This window comes from Natronorubrum tibetense GA33, assembly GCF_000383975.1.
In the GTDB taxonomy this organism is placed as follows: Archaea; Halobacteriota; Halobacteria; order Halobacteriales; family Natrialbaceae; genus Natronorubrum; species Natronorubrum tibetense.
This window is the reverse complement of sequence record NZ_KB913017.1, coordinates 2,952,265-2,977,238: the sequence shown is the minus strand read 5'-3', so window position 1 is coordinate 2,977,238 and position 24,974 is coordinate 2,952,265. Positions and strand designations below refer to the sequence as shown.

The following is a 24,974-nucleotide window of genomic DNA, read 5'->3' as shown; positions in this document are numbered from 1 at the left end:
GAAACTCGAGTTCCCTCACCAGGGTTCGTTCTTCAGCCCGAGTTTGTAGGCAATCATGTTCGTCGTCACGTGCAGAATCGGCGTCAGCACCACCACGACGGCGATGACCTCCCACGTGAACACATCGAAGAACCACTCGCTCGAAAGCAGCGCGGTCAAGGGCAGCGAGACCACGACGAAGTCCAACTGGTCGAGTCCGGGGAACATCGCACCGCGTTGACGACCCGTCCGCCGTTTCAAGAACGAAGCAAGAATATCACCGAGCATCGCTCCCGCCGCGAGACCGAGCGCGGCGAGCGGTTCGAACGCGGGAACATCGAAACCGGTCGCCGATTGCACGTCGCCGGCGAAGAGGCTCAGAAATCCCGCGAGCGCGAGCCCGGCGACGACCCCGGCGGCGGTGCCGCGCCAGGTCTTGCCGTCGCCCAGCATACGCTTATCGCCCCACGTTCGACCGCCGTCGATCGGCCGTCCGCCGCCGGCCAGCACCGCGGCGTTGTTGGGCACGTATGCGGGTAACATCGCCCAGAATGCGATCACGATCGTCTCGAGTAGTGCCATAGCCGCGGCAACGAACCCCCGTGTCTTAATCGCCGGTGGTTCGGTGCGAAGAGCCGACGACTGCCAACTTCGAGTACTAACCGGCGCTCGATACCGCCTCGAGTCGTCACCCCACGTCGCTGTACCCGGTAATTCGGCCGTTCGAGCACCTATCCAATCTGTAAACAGTATCTGTATCTGCAATACACGAAAAACTTTTAGCACTCCTGATCGATCCTCCTCGTAGAGACCCTGTTATCATGCCACGAGATGTCTTCGACGAGGCGGAGTACGAACGCCGGGTCGATCGAGCCAAAGAGCGATTGCACGAGGCGGACCTCGACGCGATCGTCGTCTCCGATCCGGCCAACATGAACTATCTGACGGGGTACGACGGTTGGTCGTTCTACGTCCACCAGGCCGTCGTAGTGACGGCCGAGCGGGACGAACCCGTCTGGGTCGGCCGCGAGATGGACGCAGGCGGCGCGCGAGCAACGACCCACCTCTCCGAGGAGAGCATCCTGTCCTACAGCGACGATCACGTCCACTCGCCGTACGATCTTCACCCGATGGACTACATCGCGGGCGTCCTCGAGGATCTCGAGGTCGCGGACGGCCGGATCGGTCTCGAGATGGACGCCGCTTACTTCACCGCGAAGTCCTACACTCGCCTCCAGCAGAACCTCCCTGACGCCGAGTTCGAGGACGCGACCTTACTGGTCGGCTGGGTTCGAATCAAGAAGTCCGAGGCGGAACTCGAGTACATGCGCCAGGCTGCCCGCATCTCGGAGAACGCGATGCAGGCCGGTATCGACGCGATCGGCGACGGCGTGCCGGAGTACGAGGCCGCAGCCGCGATCTACGAGCAACTGATCCGCGGAACCGACGAGTACGGCGGCGATTACCCCTCGATCGTCCCGCTGATGCCGTCGGGCGACCACACGGACACGCCCCACCTGACCTGGACCGACCGCCCATTCGAGGACGGCGACCCGGTCATCATCGAACTCTCGGGCTGTCGCCACCGCTATCACTCCCCGCTGGCGCGGACGACGTTCGTCGGCGACCCGCCCGAGGAACTCGAGGAGACCGCCGATATCGTCGTCGAAGGTATCGAAGCTGCACTCGATGCCGTCGAACCGGGCGTCACCTGCGAGTCCGTCGAGAAAGCCTGGCGGGATACCATCGCCCAGTACGGTCTCGAGAAGGAGGACCGCATCGGCTACTCGATGGGACTTGGCTACCCGCCAGATTGGGGCGAGCACACCGCGAGCATCCGACCCGGCGACGAGACCGTCCTCGAGGAGAACATGACCTTCCACATGATCCCTGGCATCTGGACCGAAGCAGTCGGCATGGAGATCAGCGAAACGTTCCACGTCACGAGCAGCGGTGCAGAGACGCTGGCCGACTTCCCTCGAAAGCTGTTTACGGCGTAACCCCCGATTCACGTCTATACCCAACTCACAATGTCTACGACACCGACTCAAGAAGAAGCCGAACCCGAAACGGAGTACGACTCAGCGCTCGTCACCGCTCGACGCCAACTCGAGCGTGCGGCGACCCACGTCGACGTCGACGAGGGCGTCATCGAGCGGCTGAAACACCCGACGAAGGTCCAGCAGGTATCGGTCCCGCTCGAGCGCGACGACGGCGAGGTCGAGGTTTTCACGGGTTACCGCGCCCAGCACGACGACGTGCGCGGGCCGTACAAGGGCGGCCTGCGCTACCATCCCGAGGTCACCGCCGAGGAGTGTACCGGACTCTCGATGTGGATGACCTGGAAGTGTGCCGTGATGGATCTCCCCTTCGGCGGCGGAAAAGGCGGCATTGCCATCGATCCTAAATCGCTCTCCGCGGACGAGACCGAACGGCTCACGCGCCGCTTTGCCGAGGAACTGCGCGACGTCGTCGGCCCAACGAAGGACGTTCCGGCGCCCGACATGGGCACCGACGCTCAAACGATGGCGTGGTTCATGGACGCCTACTCGATGCAACAGGGCGAGACCATCCCCGGCGTCGTCACCGGCAAGCCGCCCGTCATCGGCGGCTCCTACGGGCGCGAGGAAGCCCCGGGTCGCTCGACCGCGATCGCCGCCCGTGAAGCGATTCAGTACGAGGGCAACGAGGTCTCCGAGACGACCGTCGCCGTCCAGGGCTTCGGCAGCGTCGGTGCGAACGCCGCACGCCTGCTCGAGGACTGGGGCGCGACGGTCGTCGCCGTCTCGGACGTCAACGGCGCGCTCTACGATCCCGACGGACTCGCAACGCACGAGATTCCGACCCACGACGAGGAGGCCGAGGCCGTCCTCGAGCAAGAGGCTCCGCAAACGATTTCCAACGAGGATGTCCTTGAACTCGATGTCGACGTGCTGATCCCGGCCGCCGTCGGGAACGTTATCACCGCCGACAACGCGGACGCCATCGAGGCCGATATCGTCGTCGAAGGTGCGAACGGGCCCACCACGTTCGCCGCCGATACGATTCTCGATGAGCGCGACGTGACGGTTATCCCCGACATCCTCGCCAACGCCGGCGGCGTCACGGTGAGTTACTTCGAGTGGCTCCAGGACATCAACCGTCGTCAGTGGACGCTGGAGGAAGTCAACGAGGAACTCGAGGAGAAGATGCTCTCCGCCTGGGACGACGTCCGCGAGGAGGTCGAGGCGAAGGACCTTACCTGGCGCGATGCGGCTTACGTCGTCGCGCTATCGCGCATCGCCGAGGCGAAGGCGACGCGCGGGCTCTGGCCGTAGCGGGCGGTAGTCGTACTCTCGGTTTTCACACGGCGAATACGCTGACTCTCAATAACGTTTTCCGACCGGTCAGTCGTCGTAGCGACCGATCTCGACGAGGTTTCCGTCGGGATCTCGGAAGTACACCGACGTAATCGGTCCGACCGCGCCCGTGCGCTCGACCGGCCCCATCACGATCTCGATGTCCAGTTCGCGAAGTTGGCGTTCGACGTCCTCGATGGGCGTCTCGGTCACCAGACAGAAATCGCCCCCGCCGGGCGTTGGTTCTCTCGCAACGATGTCAACGTCGTTGTCGATCGGGTGAAGGTTGATCTTCTGCTCGCCGAAGCGCAGCGCCTTTCGATCGTCGTCGAAGGTCACGACCTCCACCCCCAGTTGCTCGTAGAATTCGCAGGTCGCATCAACGTCCTCGACGGTGAGGACGAAGTGATCGATGCCGGTGAGGTTCATCGCTGCTTCCCTCGCGTCGCTGGGTGGCGTTCCATGAACTCCCCTTCATGATCCCTCGAAAAATAACCCGCTGGCCGGCGACCGCGCCGACCGACGGACGTCAGCAGCGCCGTTACGCCGACAGCGCCGCGGCCACCTTCTCGATCGGATGCGGTGGATCCTCACAGCCGTCGTACTCCGAGAGCTGCGACCGACAAGAGGCACCCGGTGCCACGACCGTCTCGCCGTCGCTCGCTTCGACCTGATCGAAGAGGACGTCGCCGATTTTCCGGCTCAGCGAGTAGTGTTCGGCCTCGTAGCCGAAGGAGCCGGCCATGCCACAGCAACCCGAGTCCAGCGCGTCGACCTCGTAGCCGACGGTCTCGAGCACCGTCGCCGCGTGGCCGTCTTTCTTCGTCGCCTTCTGGTGGCAGTGGCCGTGGTAGGTCAGCCGTTCCCCGAGTTCGCCGTTCCCAGTCGGCAGTCCGCCGGCCAGATCGAACTGATCGAGGTACTCGAGTACGCCGTAGGTGTTCGCCGCGACCCGTTCCACATCCGGTCCGGAGAGCAGGTCCAGGTAGTCCGACTGGAACATCACGGCGTCGGAGGGTTCGACGAGCACGACCTCCCAGCCGTCCTCGAGTTCGGGCCCGAGCGCGTCGACGTTCGTCCGGGCGCGCTCCCGCGAAAGGTCGAGAAAGCCCTTCGAGTGCGCCGGCCGTCCCGTCGAGGCGACGCCCTCGGGAATCCGGACGTGGACGCCCGCGGTCTCGAGCACCTGTACCGTCGCCTTCCCGGCCCGCGGGTGGTTGTAGTTCGTATAGGTGTCGGGGAACAACAGCACCTTCCGGTCGGCCTCGGCTTCCGAAATCTTCGGGCCGCGCTTTGCAAACCAGTCCTCGAAGCTCTCGCTCGCGAATTTCGGCAGGTCACGCTCCCGTGCGATCCCGACCGTTTTCTCCGCGATAGTTCCGGAACCTGGCAGGGAGGCTGCCCAGTTCGAGAGCGGCGCGAACGCGGAGCCGACGGCGTTCAGCCGGTCGACGTTCGCAAAGAGCTTGTCGCGGAGGCTCGAGCCGTTTTCCTGGTGGTTTGCGTGCTCCACTTCGGCCTTGAGTTTGGCCATATCGACCTCGCTCGGGCAGTCCCGCGCACAGCCCTTGCAGCCGATACAGAGGTCCATGATTTCGGCGAGGAACTCCTCGTCGGTGGCGTCGGTCTCGAGTTCCCCGTTCATCGCGCTGCGGAGCATGTTCGCCCGGCCGCGGGTGCTCAGGCTCTCCTCTTCGGCCGCGCGGAAGGTCGGACACATCACGCCGCCGGTCGTCTCCTGATCGCCGCGACAGCCGCCACAGCCGTGACAGAGTTCGGCCATGCCCTGGAACCCGTTCTCGTTCTCCCAGTTCAGGTCCGGCTCGAATCCCGCCGCAAATTCGTAGTCGGGATCGAACCGAAGCTGTTCGGTCATACTGTGGTCGCCGCAGACGTTCCCAGGGTTCAACAGCCAGTCTGGATCGAAGACCGTCTTTAGCTCCCGAAACAGCTCCCAGACGTCGTCGCCGTACAGTTTGTGATTCCACTGCGTTCTGGCGCGACCGTCGCCGTGCTCGCCCGAGACGCTACCGCCGTACCGGACGACGAGGTCCGTCACGTCGTCCGAGATCGATTCGAACTCCTCGAGGCCCGCCTCTGTCTTCGTATCGACCAGCGGTCGCATGTGCATACAGCCCGGCCCGGCGTGGGCGTAGAAGCTGGCGAACGTGTCGTACTCCGCTAACACCTCCTGAAAGTCCGCGACGTAGTCTGCGAGGTTCTCCGTCGGGACGGCCGTGTCCTCGATGAAGGAGATGTGTTTGGCGTCCGAGGTTCGCGAGAGCAGGATCGGCGCCGCGCTCTTGCGAAGCTTCCAGAGTTCGGCGATGCCTTCCGGATCGTGAGCCTCGAGGGCGTCGAACGCGCGGACGGGGTCGCTCACGTCTCCGCCACCTGCGCCAGTCACGTTCCCCTCGGCGTCCGCGTCTTCCGCATCGGCCGTTGGATCCGGCACGTCCGCGTCCGGCAGCCGATCGGCCAGCAGCTCCGCGACCTGTTCGCGGCCGTGATCGTCGTCGTCGGCGTAGAACTCGACGAGCAGCGCCGTCTCGGTCCCGGCGGGCAGTCGGTCGACGAGGTCGGCGAACTCCTCCGTTCTCGAGGCGAGGTCGATCAGCACGTCGTCGATCGCCTCGATCGCCGCCGGGTCGTGATTTTTCACGATGGTGTCGACGTCGGCCATCGCCTCGAGCAGGTCGTGATACGTCAAGAGCGCGACGGACGTGGTTTCCGGCACTGGCTCGAGGGAGACACAGGCTTCCGTCACGACGCCGAGGGTCCCCTCGCTGCCGGCGAAGACCCGCGCGAGGTTGATGGTTGCCTCGGGGTCGGGAGCGGCGTCGTCGATCACCGCTGTATCCTCGGAATTCTCGTCGAACGCCTCGGGCGTCCCGTAGGCTTCCGCGACCAACCGATCGAGGTTGTAGCCCGAGACGTTACGCTTCAGTTGTGGGAACACCTCGCTGATCGCGTCGGCCTCCTCGTCGATGACGCACCGGAGGGCTTCGTAGATTCGCTCGAGGAGTTCTCCGTCCGGGTCCGCTGTCTCGCGAAGCTCCCGGACCGTCACCTCGCCGAAGCGCTCGACGGAGCCGTCGGCGAGGACGACCTCGCAGGCCTCGACGTAGGCGTCGGTCTTGCCGTACTGCAGCGAGTGTGCGCCCGTCGAATTGTTCCCGATAGCGCCGCCGATCGTACTGCGATTTCCGGCGGCCGGGTCCGGCGCGAACTTCAGCTCGTGGGGTGCGAGTTCGTCGTTGAGGTCGGCCAGCACCGCGCCGGCCTCGACGCTCGCCCGCTGGCGGTCGGGATCGACCGCGAGCACGTCCCCCATGTGCGTCGTGAAATCGAGGACGACGGCTTCGTTGACCGCCTGCCCGGCGAGGCTGGTGCCGCCGCCGCGCGGGAGCACCGGGATCCCGTTGTCCGCACAGTATTCGACGACGTTCGCGACATCGGCCGTCGTGCGCGGGAGTACGACCCCGATCGGGGTCATCTCGTAGGCGCTCGCGTCGGTCGCGTACAGTTGTCGGGAGTAGTCGTCGAACCGGACCTCGCCGTCGATTCGCTCCTGCAGGGCGGAGACGAGTTCGGGCCGATCGACGTCGCCGCCGACGTAGTCGTAGGCGGCTCGGGCGTCCGCCGCTGGATCACCCTCGCGCGGATCGTCCGGCGGCCCCAGATGGGTCTCGTCCGAGGTCGACGTCTGGTCGCTATGGTCGGTCGTCGAGGGCGAATCGTCGGTCGCGGACGGCGGATTATCGGTAGCCATCGGTCTCGTCAGTTCGACTCCGGCCGGTAGACGACGTTCTCGAGTTCCTCACTGTCCCCCGCCTCGAGCGCGCTCACATTGTGCGCGACGATGTCGGCCAGCCGATCCCAGTGTTTCGGCGTGTGACCGCCCGTGTGAGGTGTGATGAGGCAGTTCTCGAGATCCCAGAGTTCGTGATCGTTCGGCAACGGCTCGGGCTCGGTAACGTCGAGCGCCGCGCCGCGAATCCCGCTGAACTGCAGCGCCGAGACGAGCGCGTCGGTGTCGATGATGCCGCCCCGGGCCGCGTTAACGATAACTGCATTCGGCGGGAGCGTCGCCAGCGCGTCCTCGTCGACGAGATTGCGCGTCAGGTCGTTCAGTGGACAGGCGAGGACGACGTACTCGCTTCGCGAGAATGCCTCGTGAATGTCCGCCTCCTCGAAGCTCAGGACCTCGTCGGTTGGGCCGCCCTTCTCGGGCGTATAGCGGATGCCGATCGTCTCAACGTCGAAGCCCTCGAGTCGCTGAACGATCTCCTGACCAATCGAGCCGAGGCCGACGATCGTGACCGTGCTGTCGGTAAACTCGTGGGACTGGAAGTGACGCCACTCGCCGTTTTGCTTGCGCCGCCAGCCCTCGTGGAGGTTTCGGGCGAAGACGAGCATGTTCGCGATCGACTGCTCGGCGATTCCGGGGGCGTGAATCCCGCCAGCGTTCGTCACGGCGACCCCGTGCTCGGCCAGTGCGTCCATCGGGACGTGATCCGTGCCGGCGAACGTACACGCGAACAGTTCGAGTCGGTCGGCGGCCTCGAGGAGGTCTTCCTCGATCGTAATACCGGTTACGACCCGAGCCTGCGGGACGAGTTCGCGCTCCTCTTCGGGCGTTCGCGCGAGCGCGACGGTGTGGTCGGGGAGCCGTTCGCGAAGCGTCTCGGCGTACGATTCCATCGACAGCCCTTCCGTTCCCTCTCGTAGAACGACGACGTCTGGATTCGTGCTCATAGTGGTGAATGTGTGCGCTACCGCGGTGATCGCCGCTGCAACGCAGCTATACTCTACGGTTGTCATCGTCTCTCTTATCCTTTTTGTGTAGTCGGCGTCAACACTCATTGTGTATAATTAAGTCACTGGGGCGCGTCAGTGACTGGCATGAACGAGCCGATACGGGACCGCCTCGTTTCCCTCCGCCGCAGTTTGCACCGCCACCCCGAACCGGCGTGGCGCGAGTTCTACACGACCGCACGGATCGTCGAGGAGATTCGAGCCATCGGCGTCGACGAGTTGGCCGTCGGCCCGGACGCCTACGATCCAGCGGACCGAATGGCCGTCCCCGAGGATTACCGGTTCGCGTCGTGGGACGAACGGGCGCGAGAGCGCGGTGCCGACCCCGACCTGCTCGACCGGATGGCCGGCGGAAACACCGGCGCCGTCGCCGTCATCGATCGCGGCGAGGGCCCTGCCATCGGGCTGCGGGTCGACATCGACGCGCTGTTCATCGAGGAGTCCGACGAGACGGGACACGATCCGGCCGACGAGGGCTTTCGCTCGGAGATCGACGGCGCGATGCACGCCTGCGGCCACGACGTCCACATGACCTGGGGGTTAGCCGTCCTCGAGGCCATCAAAGAGAGCGATTTTTCCGGCCGCCTGGTCGTCTTCTTCCAGCCCGCAGAGGAGACCAGCGGCGGCGGCTGTCCGATGGCGAAGAGCGATTTTGCCGCCGATCTCGACTACCTCCTTGCGGCCCACGTCGGACTCGACCACCCGACGGGGGAAGTGATAGCCGGAATCGAGAAACCCCTCGCGATGGCCCACATCGACGCGACCATCCACGGCACCTCCGCACACGCGGGGAAGGCACCAAACGAGGGCGACAACGCGATGCACGCGATGGGGACCGCGATCGTCAACGCCTACGGTATCCCCCGCCACGCCGACGGAATGACCCGGGTAAACATCGGCTACGCCGAGGCCGGCTCCGCGAGCAACGTCATCGCCGAGGAGGCCCATATGGAAACCGAAGCCCGCGGCGAGACCACCGAGCTAATGGAGTACATGACCGACGAACTCGAGCGAACGGTCAAATCGGCCGCGACGATGCACGGCTGTCGGGCCGACGTCGAGGTGGTCAGCAAATCGCCGCGAGCCGACAGCGACCCCGAACTACAGGCCCTCGTCAGCGAGGTCGCAAACGGCGTCCGCGGGATCGATCGCGTCGTTCCCGCCGCCGATTTCGGTGCCAGCGAGGACGCGACCTTCCTCATGGAGCGCGTCCAGCGCGACGGCGGACTCGCGACCTACCTGATCGTCGGCACCGATCATCCGACGAGCCATCACACGCCGACGTTCGACGTGGACGAGGACAGCCTCGAGCACGGCGTCGACGTGTTGGTCGAGACGATCCGGGAACTGGAGCACCAGCATCCGGTTCCCCATGTCGACGGTCCAGCGTCCGTCGACGAGCGAGCGGACGCGGAGGGCGGTGGATGAACCGGGAGCGCGAGACGGAGTCCGCGCTCGTCAGCCTCGAGGACGTCGAAAACGCGCGCGACCGGATCGACGACGTGGTTCATCGGACGCCGCTGGACACCTCGAGCACGTTCGCCGAACTGAGCGGTGCCGCGTCGGTCGGGCTCAAACTCGAGAACGTCCAGCGGACGGGCTCGTTCAAGATCCGCGGCGCGTACAACACGATGGCCCAGCTATCCGACGAGGAGCGCGAGGTGGGCGTCATCTCCTCGAGCGCGGGCAACCACGCCCAGGGCGTCGCGCTGGCCGGCCAACTGCTCGATATCGAGACGACGATCGTGGTGCCCGAGGTCACGCCCGCCGCGAAGATCGAGGCGACGCGCGGCTACGGTGCCGAGGTCGTCGTCGAGGGCGACATCTACGAGCGGTCCTACGAGTACGCCTTAGAGCGCGCCGACGGGACCGGCGAGACGTTCGTCCACCCCTTCGACGATCCGGCGGTCATCGCCGGCCAGGGGACGATCGGGCTCGAGTTGCTCGAGCAGTATTCGGAGCTCGATACCGTTCTCGTGGCGATCGGCGGCGGCGGACTGATCTCGGGTATCGGGACGGTGCTCAAGGCCCACGATCCGGACACTCGGGTTATCGGGGTCCAGCCCGAAGGCGCGTATCACGCGAAACCGTCGCTCGAGGCCGACGAGATCCGCGAACTCGAGGACGTCGACACCGTCGCGGAGGGCATCGCGGACACGCGACTGCTCGAGGCCACCTTCCTGAACGCCCGCGAGGTCGTCGACGACGTGGTGAGCGTCAGCGACCGCGAAATTGCGACCGCCGTAACGCTGCTGGCCGAGCGCGCAAAGACGGTAGTAGAGAGCGCCGGGGCCGCGCCGCTGGCGGCCGCGCTGTCGGATTCGGTCGATCTGAATCTCGAGGGTCATCACGTTGGCGTCGTCATTTCGGGAGGTAACGTCAATCTCACCGAGCACGCCGAACTGACCCGAACCGGACTCCACGAACTCGAACGCTACGCCGACGCGAGGCTGGCCGTCGCGGGGTGGCCGTCGACTGTCGGTGCGGTGGTCGAGACCGTCGAGTCCGAGGGGGCCGAGTTGGATGTCCTCGAGCGTGCGCGTCGAGGCCCCGTCGACGAACCGAATCGGGTTCCCGTGACCATCGGACTCGAGGGGAGCGGCCGGGAGCATCTCGAGGGGGTGTTCGAGGCACTGGACGGACTCGATGGGATTTCCGTCCTCGAGCGCTCGCTCGAGTAATCGCTCCGAGCACACTGGTGGCGCGCTGAACCGCGATGAACGGCAGTGAGTCGCGGTTCGAATACCGCGAGGTCATCACGAACGGAGTGAATGATGGCTCGGAAGGCGCGAAGCGTCTTCCGGTGGATGAGTGAGGGAGCGAAGCGACCGAGCGAATCGGCTGGGGAGGGTGTGGAAACCCTAGGTGCCACGATTTGAGAGCTGTTGGCCATAACTCACAAAGCGAGGTGGGCTGCTCACACTGGCGACTAGGGATTCCACATCCTCCCCAACCGACTCGCTCACTCACACCGTTCGTTCGCTCGTCCCTCGCGCAGTTTCGGACCGCGGTTCACTCGACTCACGGTTCCCGCTGGTCACCGTTCGCTTTTCGAGGCGCTCCCGATGGTTGCGCCTCGCTTTCGTTCACCGCGGTCCAGCGCGCGCCACCACACGTAGGTAACGTGGCACTGGAGGGATGTCGAACCCAAAGCTCGAGGCGAAAAAACGAAATCCGATTACGCGGCTTTCACGCTCGCACCGGCCGCCTCGATCGCCTCGACGAAAATCCCGATTCCGAGTTCGATCTCGCGCTCGCTCGAGTCCAGCGGCGGGAGGAGTCGAATCGTCTTCTTTCCGCAGCCGAGCGTCAACAACCCACGCTTTAGCGACTCTTTGACCACGGCGGCGCGCCGTTCGGGCGTATCGAAGGTGACCGCGAGCATCAGGCCCTTGCCACGGACGTCCTGGACGTGGTCGGGCGAGTCGTCGCGCAGCAGTTCCTTGGCCTGCTCCCCGCGCTGGGTTGCGTTGTCGAGCAGATCGTGTTCCTGGATGGCCTCGAGGGTGAACGTCCCCATCATCGATCCCAGGAGATCGCCGCCGCCGAACGTCGACCCCAGCCGGTTCTTTTCGCTGGGGAAGATCTCGGAGCGCGAAATGGTCGCGCCGACGCGAAGCGCCTTCGCGGCGGAGATGACGTCGGGATCGATGGGGTAGTGATCCGAAGCCCAGATTTTGCCGGTGCGGCCGACGCCGGACTGGATCTCGTCGACGACCAGCGGGATGTCGTACTCGTCCGTGACGTCTGCGACCTCCTGCATGAACGCCTCGCTGGGGAAGCGGTAGCCGCCGACACCCTGGATGGGCTCGAGGGTAAGGAAGGCGATTTCGTCGGGGTTGATGTGCCCGCCCTCGGGCGACAGGGAGTTTCGAAGCTGCGAGCCGGCACCCGTAAAGAAGCCGCAGTCGCAGGTGCTCGCGTCACAGCCCCGATCGGCACAGAACGGGATCGTCTCGATCCCGTCGATCTGTGGGTAGTGGCGCGTGTAGACCTCCTTCGATTTCGTGATCGAGAGCGTGCCGAAGGTGCGACCGTGGAAGCTCCCCGAAAACGCAACGCCGTACTTCGACGGCGCACGGTAGTCGCTAGTGATCTTCATCGCGTTCTCCATCGCCTCCGCGCCGGAGTTCGAGAGAAAGACCGTGTCCATATCGTACTGGCTCGAGACCTCGACGAGTTTGTCCATGAGGTGACTCGAGCCCGGTACGTCGGACTCCTCGGGGGTCGGGCCGGCACCGAAGTACATGTCCTGGCCGGCGATCTTCATCGGCTCGACGAGGTCGAACTCCCGAAGCTTGTCGGTAAGCTTCGGATTGTTGTAGCCGAGGGGTGCCGCGCCAATGTGGCACGTAAAGTCGAGCAACACGTTGCCGTCGACGTCGGTCACGAACGGGCCGTCGGCTTCCCGGGTCACGTCCCAGACGAACTCGTGGGAGTACTCGCTCGGTGCCGCGTTCGCGCCGTGGAACTCGACCCACTCCTGGGCGTTGGGGCCGGGGAAGGCGTCCACGTTCGGTTCCGCTGTGTCCCTATCCATACACAGATAATGTGTACGTCGTACATTAAATGTTGTTATAGATGAGCACGATAGTCGCCAACGGAGACGCCCCATCGGGGCAGCAACGACACCCCCTCGACGTTCTACGTGACTGTTCGGAGTGTAACGCACAAAAACGAAATTCGCAGACGAGTCAGTCGTCGTCGCTAGGTTCGGCGGCCGCCGACGGCTCGTCGTCGGACTGGCCTCGAGCCGAGCCGAAGATGACCGTCTTGTCCTGAAGCAACACGCGACCGCGCTTGCCGCTGAAGTCCTTGACTAGACAGAGCAGGGCGAGGAAACAGACGATCGCGAACGGCGCGCCCGTGATGACGACTGCGTCCTGCAGGGCGCCGGCACCGCCCTCACCGCCGAGGATCATGAGGATCGCGGCGGTCAGACCGAGGACGACTCCCCAGAAGAGGCGGTTGATGGTCGACGGAGACGCTTTACCGCCGGTGGTCATCATCGAGACGGCGAGTGTCGAGGAGTCCGCCGAGGTGACGAAGAACGTCGTCACGATGACCATGAAGCCGAGTATCAGGAATGAACCGATCGGTATCGAGACCCCGGCAATCGAGAGCGAGAGCGAATCGAACAAGATGAACCCGGCGACCTCCGGTCCGACGTCACCCGCGATCACTTCACCGAAGTCGGCGACGCCGGTGTGCTGTGCCCACACCGCAGTACCGCCGACGAACGTGAACCACGGGATGGTTGCCGCTGACGTCGCGACGATCCCGGTAAACGCGACCTCGCGGACGGTTCGGCCCTTCGAGATGCGGGCGATGAACAGCCCCGCGAACGGAGACCACGAGAGCGCCCAGGCCCAGTAGAAAACGGTCCAAGCCTCGACCCAGCCGGTGGCACCCTCCTCTCCGGCACCGGTGTAGAGGCTCATCGACACGAAGTCGCTGATCATCCCACCCAAGGCCTGCGAACCGAGTAACAGGAGGAACATCGTCGGCCCCACAATAAACGTCACGACCATGATCACAGCGAACAGCCCCATGTTGAAGTTCGACAGTCGCCGGATCCCCCTGTCGACCCCGAGCACCATCGAGATCGTAAACAGGATCGTCATGGTCGTCACCACGATCAGGATGCCGGCGTCGCCCATGTCGATCCCCCACTGGTAGTCCAGTCCACTGATGAACTGGCTACCGATGAACCCCAGCGAGGTTGCGACCCCACCGATCGTCGCGAAGACGGCGAGGATGTCGATCACCTTGGCGGCCGGGCCGTCGAGGTTTTCTTTCCCGAGAATCGGCGTAAGCGCCGAGGACACCCGCAGCGGAACGTTATCGTAGTTGTACGCGAAGTAGCCGATCGCGATTCCCATAATGGTAAACACTGCGAGCTGTGGCAGGGCCCAGTGGAACAGCGTTTGCTGGATCGCGTACGACATTGCTGCACCGGATTCGGCTTCGACGCCGAACAGCGGGTTCGGATCGGCGTAGTAGAACAGCCCCTCCGTCGGTCCCCAGAACACGACACCCGCGGCGAATCCGGCCGAGTATAGCATCGTGAAAAACGAGAAGAAGCTGTACTCGGGGTCCTCGTCCCCCATTTTGATCTTCCCCCACGGGCCGACGATCAGGAACAACAGGAAGAGGACGATCAGGAAGACGATCACCAGCAGCGCCCAGTTCAGGTAGCCGACCATCTCCCCCTGGACGGTCTGGATTCCATTTGCGACGAAGTTCCGATCGATGAAGAACGCGACGATCACGCCGACCGTCAGCAGCGCACCGAACGCGAAGACGATCGGATCGAGCTCGTCGAAGAACCGATCGATCGCCCCCTTCTCGGCGTCGCTCACGGTTCAACACCCCCGCTACTCGAGCAACCGGTTACCGTTTGCACACACCGTCCCCGTGTTGCATCTACCATGCTTCGCGATAGCATACCGGACCAATTGTCAGTCTCTCGCATAAATATTTCCTTTTTGTATCTAACATACACAGATTACGTTTATCGGATGCGTCGGTTACGGAGATATTCAACGATGCGATATATCGACCGGTCGTTTTATTATTTCCATATTAACCCACAATTGTAATGCGCTACCCGAGGCTACGCGAAAGTTGTAACTAGATATCTACTGGAAGCACGCGTTCGTATGAACGTTCTGAGTACAAACCGAACCACATACTATAGTCATCACAGACAACAGGAGTGAGCCGGACGGAGGACAGAAACGAGCTCGAACGGACGGCGTCGTGCTCGAGCCAGCAACCGAGTTACGACGGAAAGTCACAAAAGGCGAAGCCGGAACCGAAACGTCATCTCGACGTCTTCGGCTCGAGTCGACGTCACGCCGTCACTCGACGGTCAGTTCGTGAGTTCCTCGAGTTTTCGCTCGCGCTCTGCGGCGCTCTCGCTGACCTGACTGGTGTACTCGTCGACGCGGTCCTTGATCTCCTCGCGGGCCGACTCGGGCGAGAACTCGTCGGACATAGTCAACAGGCGCACGAACGCGCGGAGTTCCTCGTCGGTAAGCTGGGCGAACTCCTCGTTCTCGAGTTTTGCGACGACTTCGTCGACGTCGATCTGGCCCACCGGTTCAACGTTGAACTCGACGTTGACCATCCGGTAGTTCGAGCCTGCGAGACGCTGTTCGGCCTGGCCGACGCCCTCCGAGAGCATGTCCTTGAAGGGGGTGTGATACCCGATCGTCCCGAGGTGCAGAAAGGCGAGCATATCGGTGATCCCCTGCGTGTAGGCGTCGCGTTCGTCGTCGTCGGGATCGAAGACAGTCTTTCGGTCCCGCTCTTCCATGTACTCGAACAGAATGCTGAAATCGAGAACCGCGTTTCGGACGCGGCGGCGAATCCGGTTGCGCTTCTGTTTCTTCGAGTGATCAGTGTAATCCGTCTTTCGCCCGAGGAGGAAGTCGCGATCGGAGGGCGTAAGAATTCCGCGCGGTCGGTCGGCATCGGCTGCCGTCTCCAGAGACGCCGGCACGTCATCCTGACTCATACAGGGTACACGGGCATCCCGCGAATTAATGTTTCTGATTCGATAGACATGTGTTTTGAAACACATGTGGCGACGCGGCGTTCGTACCGAGAACGACGGACGCCGGCGAGCGGGATCAGGGTCGTCGACGGGCGCACTCGAGGACGGTGTCGGTCAACACCGAGACGCCGATCCCGAGGCTCTCCTCGTCGATGTCGAAGGTGGGCGTCTGGTGGTTGGTCGGGTGGTCCGTGCCGACGAGGACGTACGAGGCCAGTCCGCCGGACTCCTGGACGCGTTCCATGAGGTAGGTCGCGTCCTCGCTTGCGCCGAGTTCGGCGGTCTCGATGACCTCGTAGACGCCGGTGGTCCGTCGCGCGACCTCGCCGACCAGATCCCGCAGCGCGGGGTCGCTGTCGACGCTCGGCGACTCGCTGATCATCCGCGGGGTCACGTCGCAGTCGTGCATCTCCGCGGCGGCGTAGCAGACGCGCTCGAGTTCCGTCCGCGTGTACTCCATCAGCGCCGTCGTCTCCCCGCGGACCTCACCCTCGATGGTGATCTCCTCGGCGATGACGTTGCTCGCGGTGCCGCCCTCGATGCAGCCGAAATTCACGCGGGTCATCCCCTCGGCGTGGCGCGGAATCGCGTAGGCGTTCTGAATCGCGGTCGCAACCGCCTGCATTGCGTTGGCACCCTCGTTGGGGGCTTTCCCCGCGTGTGCGCTCGCACCCTCGAACGTCACCGTAATATGGGCCATCGCGAGCGGCTTCTCGACGCCGGCGACGACGGACCCCGTCGGGTGATCGAGCCCCAAATGGATGGCGAGCAGGTAATCGACGTCGTCGAGATAGCCCCCTTCGGCCATCGCCTTGCCGCCGCCCGAAATCTCCTCGGCGGGCTGGAAGAACACCGTAAACGTCCCCGTAAACTCGCTCGCCGCGACCGCCTCGAGCGTGCCGAGTGCCATCGCGACGTGGGCGTCGTGACCACAGGCGTGCATGTAACCGTCGTGCTCCGAGCGAAAGCTCTCGTCTGCGGGCCGGTGACCGGGTTCGTCTGACTCGCTGATCGCCGTGGCGTCCATGTCGACCCGCAAGCCGACCGACGGCCCCTCGCCGCGCTCGAGGACGGCCACGACGCCGGTGTGTCCGTCGGCCGTCCGCTCCAGTACGTCCTCGCGAACGCCGGCCTCGCGGGCGCGCTCGAGCCAGGGTTCGATCTCCGCCTCGTCGGGGACGGCCATTCGGGCGTCGCTCGCGAGGCAGTCGCGGCCGATCGCGATCTCGTCGACGCCGATCCGCTCGAGTTCCTCGACGATCCGGCCGGTCGTCCGGAACTCCCGCCAGCCGGGTTCGGGGTAGCGGTGGAGCTCCCGCCGGAGGTCGGTCAACCTGTTTCGCACGTCGTAGGCCATTCTTGCCGGTTGTAGGCGGGGGAGCTACTTAACCGTGGTCGAAACGACGTTTACCGCTCCACCGTGCGGTCTGCAGGAGCTGCGTCGAGTATCGGTGCTGGACGTACCCCTTCGGACCGGCCCCACAAATAGGTCCGTTCAGTAAGCGTATCGAACAGCAGATCGGGGTTCGACGCGAACTACCCGAGGTACGCGATGGCGTCTAGCTCGACGCGAACGTCTTCCGGGAGCCGCGAGACCTCCACGCAGACTCGAGCCGGTGGCTCTTCGCCGAACATCGCGCCATAGGCCTCGTTGACCGCGTCGTAGTCCTCGAGATCGGTCAGGTAGACCGTGACCTTGACGACATCCTCGAGACCGTCACCGCCGACCTCGTCGACGACAGCCGCGATGTTCTCGAGGACGCGCTCGGTCTGCTCTCGAATATCGCCATCGACAACCTCGTCGGTCTCCGGATCGACGGGGCCGTAGCCGGAGACGTACAGCGTGTCGCCGGCCTGGACGCCCTGGGAGTAGGGGTTGTCGTTGCTCGGTGCGCCGTCGGTTTCGATGGGATCCGTATCGGACATAGAAACGCTCGAAATGGGGTGTGGAACTGCGGTGAGTTGCGGTCGGTCGTTACGCGTCGGTCACGTGATCGATGGCCTCGACGACCACGTCGAGTGCGGTCTCGGCGAGGTCGTGGGTGAGCACGAGCGGCGGGACGAATCGAACGACGTTGCCGTGTCGGCCGGCCGTCCAGATCAGGACCCCGTGCTCGAAGCAGTACTGCTGGATCGCATCGACGGCGTCGTCATCGGGTGCGCCGTCGGCGTCGACGAACTCAGCACCGATGAAGAGACCCTTACCACGGACGTCGACGAGGCGGTCGTTCCCGTCGGCCGCTTCCTGTAGTCGACCGCGAATGTACTCGCCCAGTTCGCGGGCGTGTGCGAGCAGGTCGTGGTCCTGGATGTACTCGATGGCGCGGGTCCCGGCCCGCATGCCGACGACGTGGCCGCGGTAGGTTCCGGCGTGGTCGCCCGGCCCCCACGTGTCGAGTTCTTCCTTGTACATCGTCGCGGAAAGCGGGAAGCCGACGCCTCCCAGTGCTTTCGCAGTGGTCATAATGTCGGGCGTGACGCCGTGCCAGTCGCTGGCCCACCACTCGCCCGTCCGACCGAGGCCGCTCTGAATCTCGTCGAACATCAGGGGGATATCGTTGTCGTCGGCGAGATCGCGCAGCCCCTGTAAGAATCCCTCCGGCGGCACGATGATTCCGCCCTCGCCCTGAATTGGCTCGACGAAAATCCCGGCGGGGTTCGCGAGGCCGCCGTACGGATCCTCGAGGACCTGCTGGACCTCCTCGAGCGCGCGGGCACAGGAGTAAGAGCCACAGCACTCCGAGGCCGGCCGGGAGCAGATCGATTCCGCGTCGCCGACCTCGTTGTCGGCGAACGTCGAGGGGTAGGGGACGTGAGTAACTTCGGGGAGCATCGGCGTGTACGCCTCCTTGAATTTCTTGTTCGAGGTGAGGCTCATCGCGCCCGGCGTCGCCCCGTGGTAGGAGCCCCGGAACGCGATGAGGCCGTCACCGCCCGTGTTGTACTTGGCGAGTTTGATCGACGCCTCGACCGCATCGCTGCCGGTCGGACCGCCGAAAACGACTCGGTTGTTGTCCTTCAGGCCTGCCGGGGCGATCTCGTTGAGCTTCTCGATCAACTCGAGTCGCGCTTCCGTCGGGAAATCGACGGTATGGACGAACTTGTCGGCCTGCTCGTGGACGGCCTCCAAGACATAGGGGTTCGAGTGACCGACGTTGAGTACGCCGATCCCGGCGAACATGTCGATGTAGGTATTGCCGTCGGCGTCGCGAACCGTCGCACCTTTCCCTTCCTCGAAGGCGATCGGAATGTCGTTGGGATAGGCGACCGCGCTGCTGTCGATCTCCTGTTGTTTCTCGAGCAGTGCTCGCGTGTTCGGTCCGGGAACGGAGTCGACGTTCGGTGCGTCATCGAAGTGGATGTCGTCAATCGGCGGTCCTGCCGTCATACGTGACCTCAGGTGAAACAGATATTAATATCTTATCCACAGTATCCATACAGAGCATATACAGATTTTGAATACACATGGGGAACGGGATCGCGTCGAACGTCGTTTCGGAGGCGACGGGACCGACAGACGCCACCCTTCCCGCTTGCGGTAGGTGTGTTCCCGAACTACAGAGCGAAAGCGACTGTCGCAGTTACGCGACCTGAAGTCGTGCTCGAGCCGTTTTGCAGGGCCGCGTCGTGTGTCCATTCGCGATGGGAATACACAACACTACCGGTACCGCGGCACGGATTCGACCGACGTCGTTCGGCGGGCTGTTCATCGTCTGTGCGAGCGCCATCGTGAGCGCTCTGTCGTACGGCACCCTCGCTGAGACGGTACGTATCCGCTTTACCGTCGACACCCACTACCGGTACGGTCCCAAGCACGCATCGACGCTGGCAGTGCTCGTGGCCTTTCCGATCGCCTTGCTCGGACTGTACGTAGGCTTCCGCTGGCTCGGTCGAACCCTCGCGGGAGTCGACGAGTCGGCTGAACTCCGGCTCCTCCTCGATGCCACCACGCTGGCCGTCTTCGCCGCAGTGCTGGTCGCGCAGTGTCTGATCGTCGCACTCAATCTCTGGCTGTAGCGTCGGCCGGGAGCGATCCGCCACGGCCAATGCGAACGGACCGTTCCGCACACAAACTCCCTTAGGACTGGCAATCCAACTAGAGAACATGATTCCACCGATCGCGAACCGCTTCGTTGCCGGAGAGTCCCCCGCACAGGCGCTCGATCACGTCCGGCAACTCAACGGCCGCAACGTCCGGGCGATCGTCAACCTGCTGGGCGAACACTACGACGAACGCCCGCCCGTGCGATCCGACGCCGCGGAGTACCGCGCGCTGGCCGGCGACATCGCGAACTCGAATCTAGAGGCCGCGATCTCGATCAAACCCTCCCAGCTCGGACTCGACCTCGGCGAGGACGTCTTCCGCGAGGAACTCGAGGACGTCGTCGCCGCGGCGGCCGACCACGGCGTCTTCGTCTGGATCGACATGGAGGACCACACGACGACCGACGTGACGCTCAACGCGTTCGAAGACCTCGCTCGCGAGTACGGCAGCGACGACGAGTACCGGGTCGGCGTCTGCGTGCAGGCGAACCTGAAACGGACTCGGGCGGATGTCGAACGGCTCGCAGACGTCCCCGGAAAGGTCCGGTTCGTCAAAGGAGCGTACGACGAACCCGACAAGATCTCGTACTCGAGTTCGGCGCGAGTCAACCACGAGTACGAGGCGCTGCTCGAGTACGCGTTCGAACACTACGACCGCGGAATCGCGGTCGGCAGCCACGATCCGGCGATGATAGAGCGCGCGATCGAACTCCACGAAGAACACGGCACCGAGTTCGAGATTCAGATGCTCATGGGCGTTCGAGACGACGCCCAGTACGAACTCGCCGCGGAGTATCCGGTCTACCAGTACATCCCCTACGGCGACCGGTGGAAGTCGTACATGTATCGTCGCCTCACCGAACGGAAGGAAAACGTCTGGTTCGCCCTGCGGGCGATCCTCGGACGCTAAAGGGAAGGGCTCATAATCCCCTAGTGTGAGTTGGTGTACATGGCTTCGTGGAAGCGAGATTTCGCGAGCGGGCTCATCGTCCTCGGCCCGATTCTCGTCACCCTCTACGTTATCTACTGGCTCTACGGGCTCGTCGCGGGGCTCACTCCCGGCCTCATCCTCGAGGCAGAGGCCCTCGAGCCGCTGATCCCGGGCGACGGGGGGCAGGCCCAGCAGACTCGCGAACAGCTCGCACAGTTTCTCCGCGTCATCGTCGCACTGACCGTCTTTACCATTCTCACCTTCTCCGTCGGTTACCTCATGCGAACGACCGTCGGCGGCCTCGTCGAACGCGTCGTCGATAACGTCGCGAACCGCGTCCCCGTCATGCGAGTCGTCTACAACGCCTCGAAGATGGCCGCCGAAACGGCCTTCGGCGAGCAAGATTCCCTCCAGAAACCCGTCAAACTCGAGACCTGGAACGGCCTTCGGATGACGGCGTTCAAGACCGGAAAAATCACCGAAGACGGGCGAGAAGTGCTGTTCCTCCCGACCTCGCCGAACATCACCACCGGGTTCGTCATCGAGGTCGAATCCGACCGGATCACCGAACTCGACGAGGACGTCGAGGACGCCCTCACCCGCGTGCTGAGCGCCGGGTTCGGCGACGCGAACCGGAATCGCGGGATGGAAGCCGGCGTCTCGATCGACGTCGTCGACGAGGCGAAAGCCGGCTCGCTCGAGAACTCGAAGAAGGGGCCCGGTGACGGTGCGACGGCGGAGAACAATGACGACTGACGGCGACTGACGCCGACACTAACCTCGCGGCTGTCGATCGCGATACACTTATCAGTTGGGCGGCTATCATCTCTCAGTATCGATGTTTCCGGTAGCCTCCACCGAATCGATATTCAGCGGCGACATGAACCCGCTTACGCGCGCCTATCGAGACGTCGTTATCTACGACGAGGCCGCCGCCGATGCCGAGCCACTCTACGAAGGACCGATCGTCGTTCACGGGAACGGCTGGCTCGAACTCGAGGGCGGTCGACTCCTCTCGCCGAGTGCGGTCCACCACATCGACATCTACGACGATATCGACGAGAGTGGAGAGCAAAACGCCGACGAGCAGAACACTGACGAGGACGCCGGCGACGGCTATCGGACCGGCCGATTCAGTCCTCGCTGACGTTCAGTGGTTGCCAGTAGTCGGTGATGTGATTTCGGTATCGAAAACTCGCTGTGGAAATACGACAGCCGGTTCCGCAACTGCAAATGCCAATGTACCGCAGGTCAACCTGCCGGATAGGATAGATACTCTCTGCCGTGCAGGAGACAGGGCGTAAATCGGACATAGTTATTATCAGGAGAGATTAAAGCTGAAACCATGGTCGTCTATCGATGTCTGGAATGCGATACAGCCGTAACTCGGTCGATAACCAAATTCACTGACGAGACGTTACTCTCCGAGAAGAAAAGCCCGATGCAGCTGGCAGAATTGGGCGCTGGTGAGCCGGATTACGTCTCGGAAGGACGCTATCTGGAGAGCCCTGATGATAGTCCCATTCCGGGGGCAGACGGCTGGCCCCTGCTAAATCCGGAGGACATGGTCGAAACGACACTAGATCTGGAGGTCTACCGTGGCTGTTGTGGCCCCGATGGAGGGCGGGGACCCAATACGGATTGTCGAAATGGTCACAAGGTTGGCATCGAGCGGGGTGACTGCTGGACGGTCCACTGCGTCGCTCTTGACCCCGAAGCAGTCTATCAAGAATGAGTCTGAAAGTACCTTGAGAGCCCGATAGACGCCCAGATCTCTTCATGACCTGTCTCTTGTACGGAGTTCCGGCCAGTTGTGGATAGATCACAGTCCGCTGCGTTAGATTGTTTCTCTGTACTACTGCGAATTGCACGGGTACTCCGGAATACCGAAACCGCACTCTCCTCGAATCGAGTTTCGCAGCGCAGCGAACCGTAGCCGGATGTCGAGCGCCTCGCAACCGTCGCTACACGCCCTGACTCATCAGGTGACTGCGCAGCACGTCCCCCTCTTTGTTCCCCGAGGCGGTGTTAACGATGACGACCGTTTCGCTTCCGTCGAACTCGCCGCGCTCGGCGAGTTCCCAGACCCCGCTTGCGGCCGCGGCCGGACTCGGTGCCATCTCGAGGCCCTCGTGCTGGGCCACCTGCACCGCGGCCTCGAGGATGTCCCGATCCTCGGTCGCAACCGCACCGCCGTCGGTCTCGGCCAGCGCCTCGAGCACCCGCGCACTCGCCGGCGGATCGGCGATCTCGATTTCGCCGCAAATCGTATCCGGCGTTTCGACCGGCTCGTGCTCGTCGTGGCCGTTCTCGAACGCGTCGACGATGGGCGCACAGCCGTCGGCTTGGGCGGCGTACAGTCCGGGGAGGTCGTCGACCAGTCCGAGCTCTCGGAGCTCCGTCGCGGCCTTATACGCGCCGATGAGACCGACGCCGACGCCGGTCGGATAGGCCACGATATCGGGGACCTCCCACTCGAGTCCCTCCACGATTTCGTACAGCGTCGTTTTGGCCCCTTCGTGGCGGTACGGCATGACGAACGACTGCACCGAGTACCAGTCGTCGTTTTCGGCCAGCCCCTCCTCGAACGCGCCGACGGCGTCGTCATACCGGCCGCCGACGACGTTCATGTCGCCGCCGTGGACGTTGATCATCGCCTTGTTCGAGAAACTCGAGCGCGAGGGGACGTAGGAGTGTGACTCGAGTCCGGCTCGCCCTGCGTACGCGGCGGCAGCCTGTCCGCCGTTGCCCGTCGTCGCGAGGGCGACGTCGCTCGCGCCGTGCTGGCTGGCGGCCGTCAGGGCGACCGACAGGCCGCGATCGGTCGTCGATCCGGTTGGATTCCGGCCCTCATCCTTGATGAGGAGCCGGTCGATACCCAGTTCGTCGGCCAGGTCGGGACAGTCGACCAGCGCCGTCGCGCCCTCGTTCGTCGTCACCGCGGACTCACGCGTAAACGGGAGTAGTTCCTCGTAGCGCCACAGCGAGTCGAACGGCCGAGCGGCGAGCGTCTCCCGATCGAGATCGATCGCGTCGTAGTCGTAGGTCGGGTCGAGAAAGCCGTCGCAGTCGGGACAGCGGTGGGATACGTCGGCCGGGTCGTAGCTCCCCCCGCAGTCGACACACTCGAGGCCGGCAAAGGCGTCCGTCGTCTCCATAGATGACTGTTCGCAGGCCGGAACTAATGGTTGTCCATCGCCGCCTCGGTTCGCCTCGCTATCATCAACAAACGAGCGGCTAAACATTACGGGCAGTTACGGCGCCCCCGTTGGAACTCAAGCGGGCGACGTCCGCCTCGGCTCGAGGTCGGAGACGCCGAGGTGAGCGACCACCTCCGAAACGACAGGGGGGAGATGCCGGAGCGACGGATCGATCGCCGGATCGAACGCGGTCTCTCCGACGATCACGGCGACGACCTTCCCCTCGCTTCCGGCCGCTGCGATCTCGAACCGGAACCGGCGGTCCCGTTCGTCGATCGTGTGGACCCAGATTTTCGAGAGCCCGGTGGCGTTTTGCCACTTTTTGACGTCAACGACGACGAGTTCGCCGGCCGGCGACACGCACCTCGAGTCACACGACGGACACCGACCCGGGTGCGGTTTCGATCCCAGATAGCCGTACTCGTATCCGCAGTCGAAACACCGAAGCCGCGTCGTCCCGGTGTTCGTTCCGCCTGTCATGCGTATCTGGCTCTCGAAGCCGGTTCTGCCGGGGCCGGCCTGCTGACGACACTGTTCGATCGGCCGTTCGACCGCGTTCGACGGGGTGAGTTCCGTTCGCTCATCGACCCAATCAGCCGAGGCTCCCCTCCATCTCGAGTTCGATGAGACGGTTGAGTTCGACCGCGTACTCGATCGGCAGTTCCTCCGTGATCGGCTCGATGAAGCCGGCGACGATCATCTTCTTGGCGTCGTCGTCGTCCAGTCCGCGCGACTGGAGGTAGAAGATGTCCTCGTCGCCGATCTTGCCGACGGTGGCCTCGTGGGCAACGTCGACTTTCGACTCCTCGATCTCCATGTACGGCATGGTGTCCGAGGTCGATTCGTTGTCGAACATCAGCGCGTCACACTCGACGGCCGTCGAGGAGTTCTCCGCGCCGTCGGCGATGTGGACGAGGCCGCGGTAGTTGGTGCGCCCGCCGTCCTTGGAGATCGACTTGGACTCGATCGTCGAGCTGGTGTCGGGCGCGTTGTGGTAGACCTTCGCGCCGGTGTCGATGTCCTGGCCCTCGCCCGCGAAGGCGATGGTGATGTGGGTGTCCGTCGAGCCGCGACCCTTCAGGATCGTACACGGATAGAGCATG

Annotated in this window: 21 protein-coding genes; 8 read left to right on the top strand and 13 right to left on the bottom strand. The window is 63.8% G+C overall.

Annotation, left to right across the window (positions count from 1 at the left end):
* Positions 1–15 precede the first annotated feature (15 nt).
* Positions 16–561, bottom strand: coding sequence for a CDP-2,3-bis-(O-geranylgeranyl)-sn-glycerol synthase (locus NATTI_RS0115475; protein ID WP_006090416.1), 546 nt, complete (start codon positions 559–561; stop codon positions 16–18).
* A 239-nt stretch (positions 562–800) separates the two neighbouring features.
* Here NATTI_RS0115475 and NATTI_RS0115470 point away from each other — a divergent pair, with 239 nt between their 5' ends.
* Both NATTI_RS0115470 and gdhB read left to right on the top strand, forming a co-directional pair.
* Positions 801–1,979, top strand: coding sequence for a M24 family metallopeptidase (locus NATTI_RS0115470; RefSeq protein WP_006090415.1), 1,179 nt, complete (start codon positions 801–803; stop codon positions 1,977–1,979).
* 30 nt (positions 1,980–2,009) lie between these two features.
* Positions 2,010–3,296 carry a glutamate dehydrogenase GdhB gene (gene gdhB, locus NATTI_RS0115465; protein ID WP_006090414.1) on the top strand — a complete coding sequence of 429 codons (1,287 nt, stop codon included), beginning with the start codon at positions 2,010–2,012 and terminating at the stop codon, positions 3,294–3,296.
* 69 nt (positions 3,297–3,365) lie between these two features.
* Here gdhB and NATTI_RS0115460 read toward each other — a convergent pair whose 3' ends face one another.
* The 3 genes from NATTI_RS0115460 to NATTI_RS0115450 form a co-directional block, all read right to left on the bottom strand.
* Positions 3,366–3,746, bottom strand: coding sequence for a VOC family protein (locus NATTI_RS0115460; protein ID WP_006090413.1), 381 nt, complete (start codon positions 3,744–3,746; stop codon positions 3,366–3,368).
* Between the two features lie 112 nt (positions 3,747–3,858).
* Entirely contained in the window at positions 3,859–7,089 is a 3,231-nt protein-coding gene (locus tag NATTI_RS0115455; protein ID WP_006090412.1) for an FAD-binding and (Fe-S)-binding domain-containing protein, read from the bottom strand.
* A gap of 8 nt (positions 7,090–7,097) precedes the next feature.
* Positions 7,098–8,075, bottom strand: a complete 978-nt coding sequence (locus NATTI_RS0115450) for an NAD(P)-dependent oxidoreductase (protein WP_006090411.1) — start codon at positions 8,073–8,075, stop codon at positions 7,098–7,100.
* A gap of 147 nt (positions 8,076–8,222) precedes the next feature.
* Here NATTI_RS0115450 and NATTI_RS0115445 point away from each other — a divergent pair, with 147 nt between their 5' ends.
* Together NATTI_RS0115445 and ilvA are read left to right on the top strand one after the other, a co-directional pair.
* A complete protein-coding gene (locus NATTI_RS0115445; RefSeq protein WP_027119181.1) occupies positions 8,223–9,563 on the top strand; it encodes an amidohydrolase in 1,341 nt (446 codons plus the stop codon).
* Positions 9,560–10,816 carry a threonine ammonia-lyase gene (gene ilvA / locus NATTI_RS0115440; RefSeq protein ID WP_006090409.1) on the top strand — a complete coding sequence of 419 codons (1,257 nt, stop codon included), beginning with the start codon at positions 9,560–9,562 and terminating at the stop codon, positions 10,814–10,816. Before NATTI_RS0115445 ends, ilvA begins: the two co-directional genes overlap by 4 nt.
* Positions 10,817–11,313: 497 nt before the next feature.
* Here the strand turns inward: ilvA and NATTI_RS0115435 are convergent, their stop codons facing one another.
* The 6 genes from NATTI_RS0115435 to NATTI_RS0115410 all read right to left on the bottom strand — a co-directional run bounded on the left by NATTI_RS0115435 (position 11,314) and on the right by NATTI_RS0115410 (position 19,084).
* Entirely contained in the window at positions 11,314–12,675 is a 1,362-nt protein-coding gene (locus NATTI_RS0115435) for an aminotransferase class III-fold pyridoxal phosphate-dependent enzyme (RefSeq protein WP_006090408.1), read from the bottom strand.
* 154 nt (positions 12,676–12,829) lie between these two features.
* Complete coding sequence (locus tag NATTI_RS0115430) at positions 12,830–14,497, bottom strand: BCCT family transporter (RefSeq protein ID WP_006090407.1); 1,668 nt, start codon at positions 14,495–14,497, stop codon at positions 12,830–12,832.
* Between the two features lie 512 nt (positions 14,498–15,009).
* On the bottom strand, positions 15,010–15,657 hold the full coding sequence (locus tag NATTI_RS0115425) for a hypothetical protein (protein ID WP_006090406.1): 648 nt from the start codon (positions 15,655–15,657) through the stop codon (positions 15,010–15,012).
* A 115-nt stretch (positions 15,658–15,772) separates the two neighbouring features.
* Positions 15,773–17,053: an amidohydrolase gene (locus tag NATTI_RS0115420; protein WP_006090405.1), complete on the bottom strand. Its 1,281-nt coding sequence runs from the start codon at positions 17,051–17,053 to the stop codon at positions 15,773–15,775.
* 179 nt (positions 17,054–17,232) lie between these two features.
* The gene (locus NATTI_RS0115415) at positions 17,233–17,622 is read right to left on the bottom strand and encodes a Rid family detoxifying hydrolase (RefSeq protein WP_006090404.1); all 390 of its coding nucleotides are present in this window, start codon (positions 17,620–17,622) and stop codon (positions 17,233–17,235) included.
* 49 nt (positions 17,623–17,671) lie between these two features.
* Positions 17,672–19,084, bottom strand: a complete 1,413-nt coding sequence (locus NATTI_RS0115410) for an aspartate aminotransferase family protein (RefSeq protein WP_006090403.1) — start codon at positions 19,082–19,084, stop codon at positions 17,672–17,674.
* Positions 19,085–19,338: 254 nt separating this feature from the next.
* Between NATTI_RS0115410 and NATTI_RS0115405 the strand changes: the two genes are divergently transcribed.
* The 4 genes from NATTI_RS0115405 (at position 19,339) to NATTI_RS0115390 (ending at position 21,818) form a co-directional block, all read left to right on the top strand.
* A complete protein-coding gene (locus NATTI_RS0115405) occupies positions 19,339–19,713 on the top strand; it encodes a hypothetical protein (protein WP_006090402.1) in 375 nt (124 codons plus the stop codon).
* Positions 19,714–19,801: 88 nt separating this feature from the next.
* Positions 19,802–20,650: a proline dehydrogenase family protein gene (locus NATTI_RS0115400; protein ID WP_006090401.1), complete on the top strand. Its 849-nt coding sequence runs from the start codon at positions 19,802–19,804 to the stop codon at positions 20,648–20,650.
* A 39-nt stretch (positions 20,651–20,689) separates the two neighbouring features.
* On the top strand, positions 20,690–21,427 hold the full coding sequence (locus tag NATTI_RS0115395) for a DUF502 domain-containing protein (protein ID WP_006090400.1): 738 nt from the start codon (positions 20,690–20,692) through the stop codon (positions 21,425–21,427).
* Between the two features lie 82 nt (positions 21,428–21,509).
* Positions 21,510–21,818 carry a hypothetical protein gene (locus tag NATTI_RS0115390; protein ID WP_027119180.1) on the top strand — a complete coding sequence of 103 codons (309 nt, stop codon included), beginning with the start codon at positions 21,510–21,512 and terminating at the stop codon, positions 21,816–21,818.
* 817 nt (positions 21,819–22,635) lie between these two features.
* Here the strand turns inward: NATTI_RS0115390 and NATTI_RS0115385 are convergent.
* The 3 genes from NATTI_RS0115385 to NATTI_RS25015 all read right to left on the bottom strand — a co-directional run.
* Positions 22,636–23,829 carry a threonine synthase gene (locus NATTI_RS0115385; RefSeq protein WP_006090398.1) on the bottom strand — a complete coding sequence of 398 codons (1,194 nt, stop codon included), beginning with the start codon at positions 23,827–23,829 and terminating at the stop codon, positions 22,636–22,638.
* A gap of 117 nt (positions 23,830–23,946) precedes the next feature.
* Complete coding sequence (locus tag NATTI_RS0115380; RefSeq protein WP_006090397.1) at positions 23,947–24,351, bottom strand: hypothetical protein; 405 nt, start codon at positions 24,349–24,351, stop codon at positions 23,947–23,949.
* 112 nt (positions 24,352–24,463) lie between these two features.
* A partial coding sequence (locus NATTI_RS25015; protein ID WP_211215155.1) for a SufD family Fe-S cluster assembly protein occupies positions 24,464–24,974 on the bottom strand: 511 nt, incomplete at its 5' end.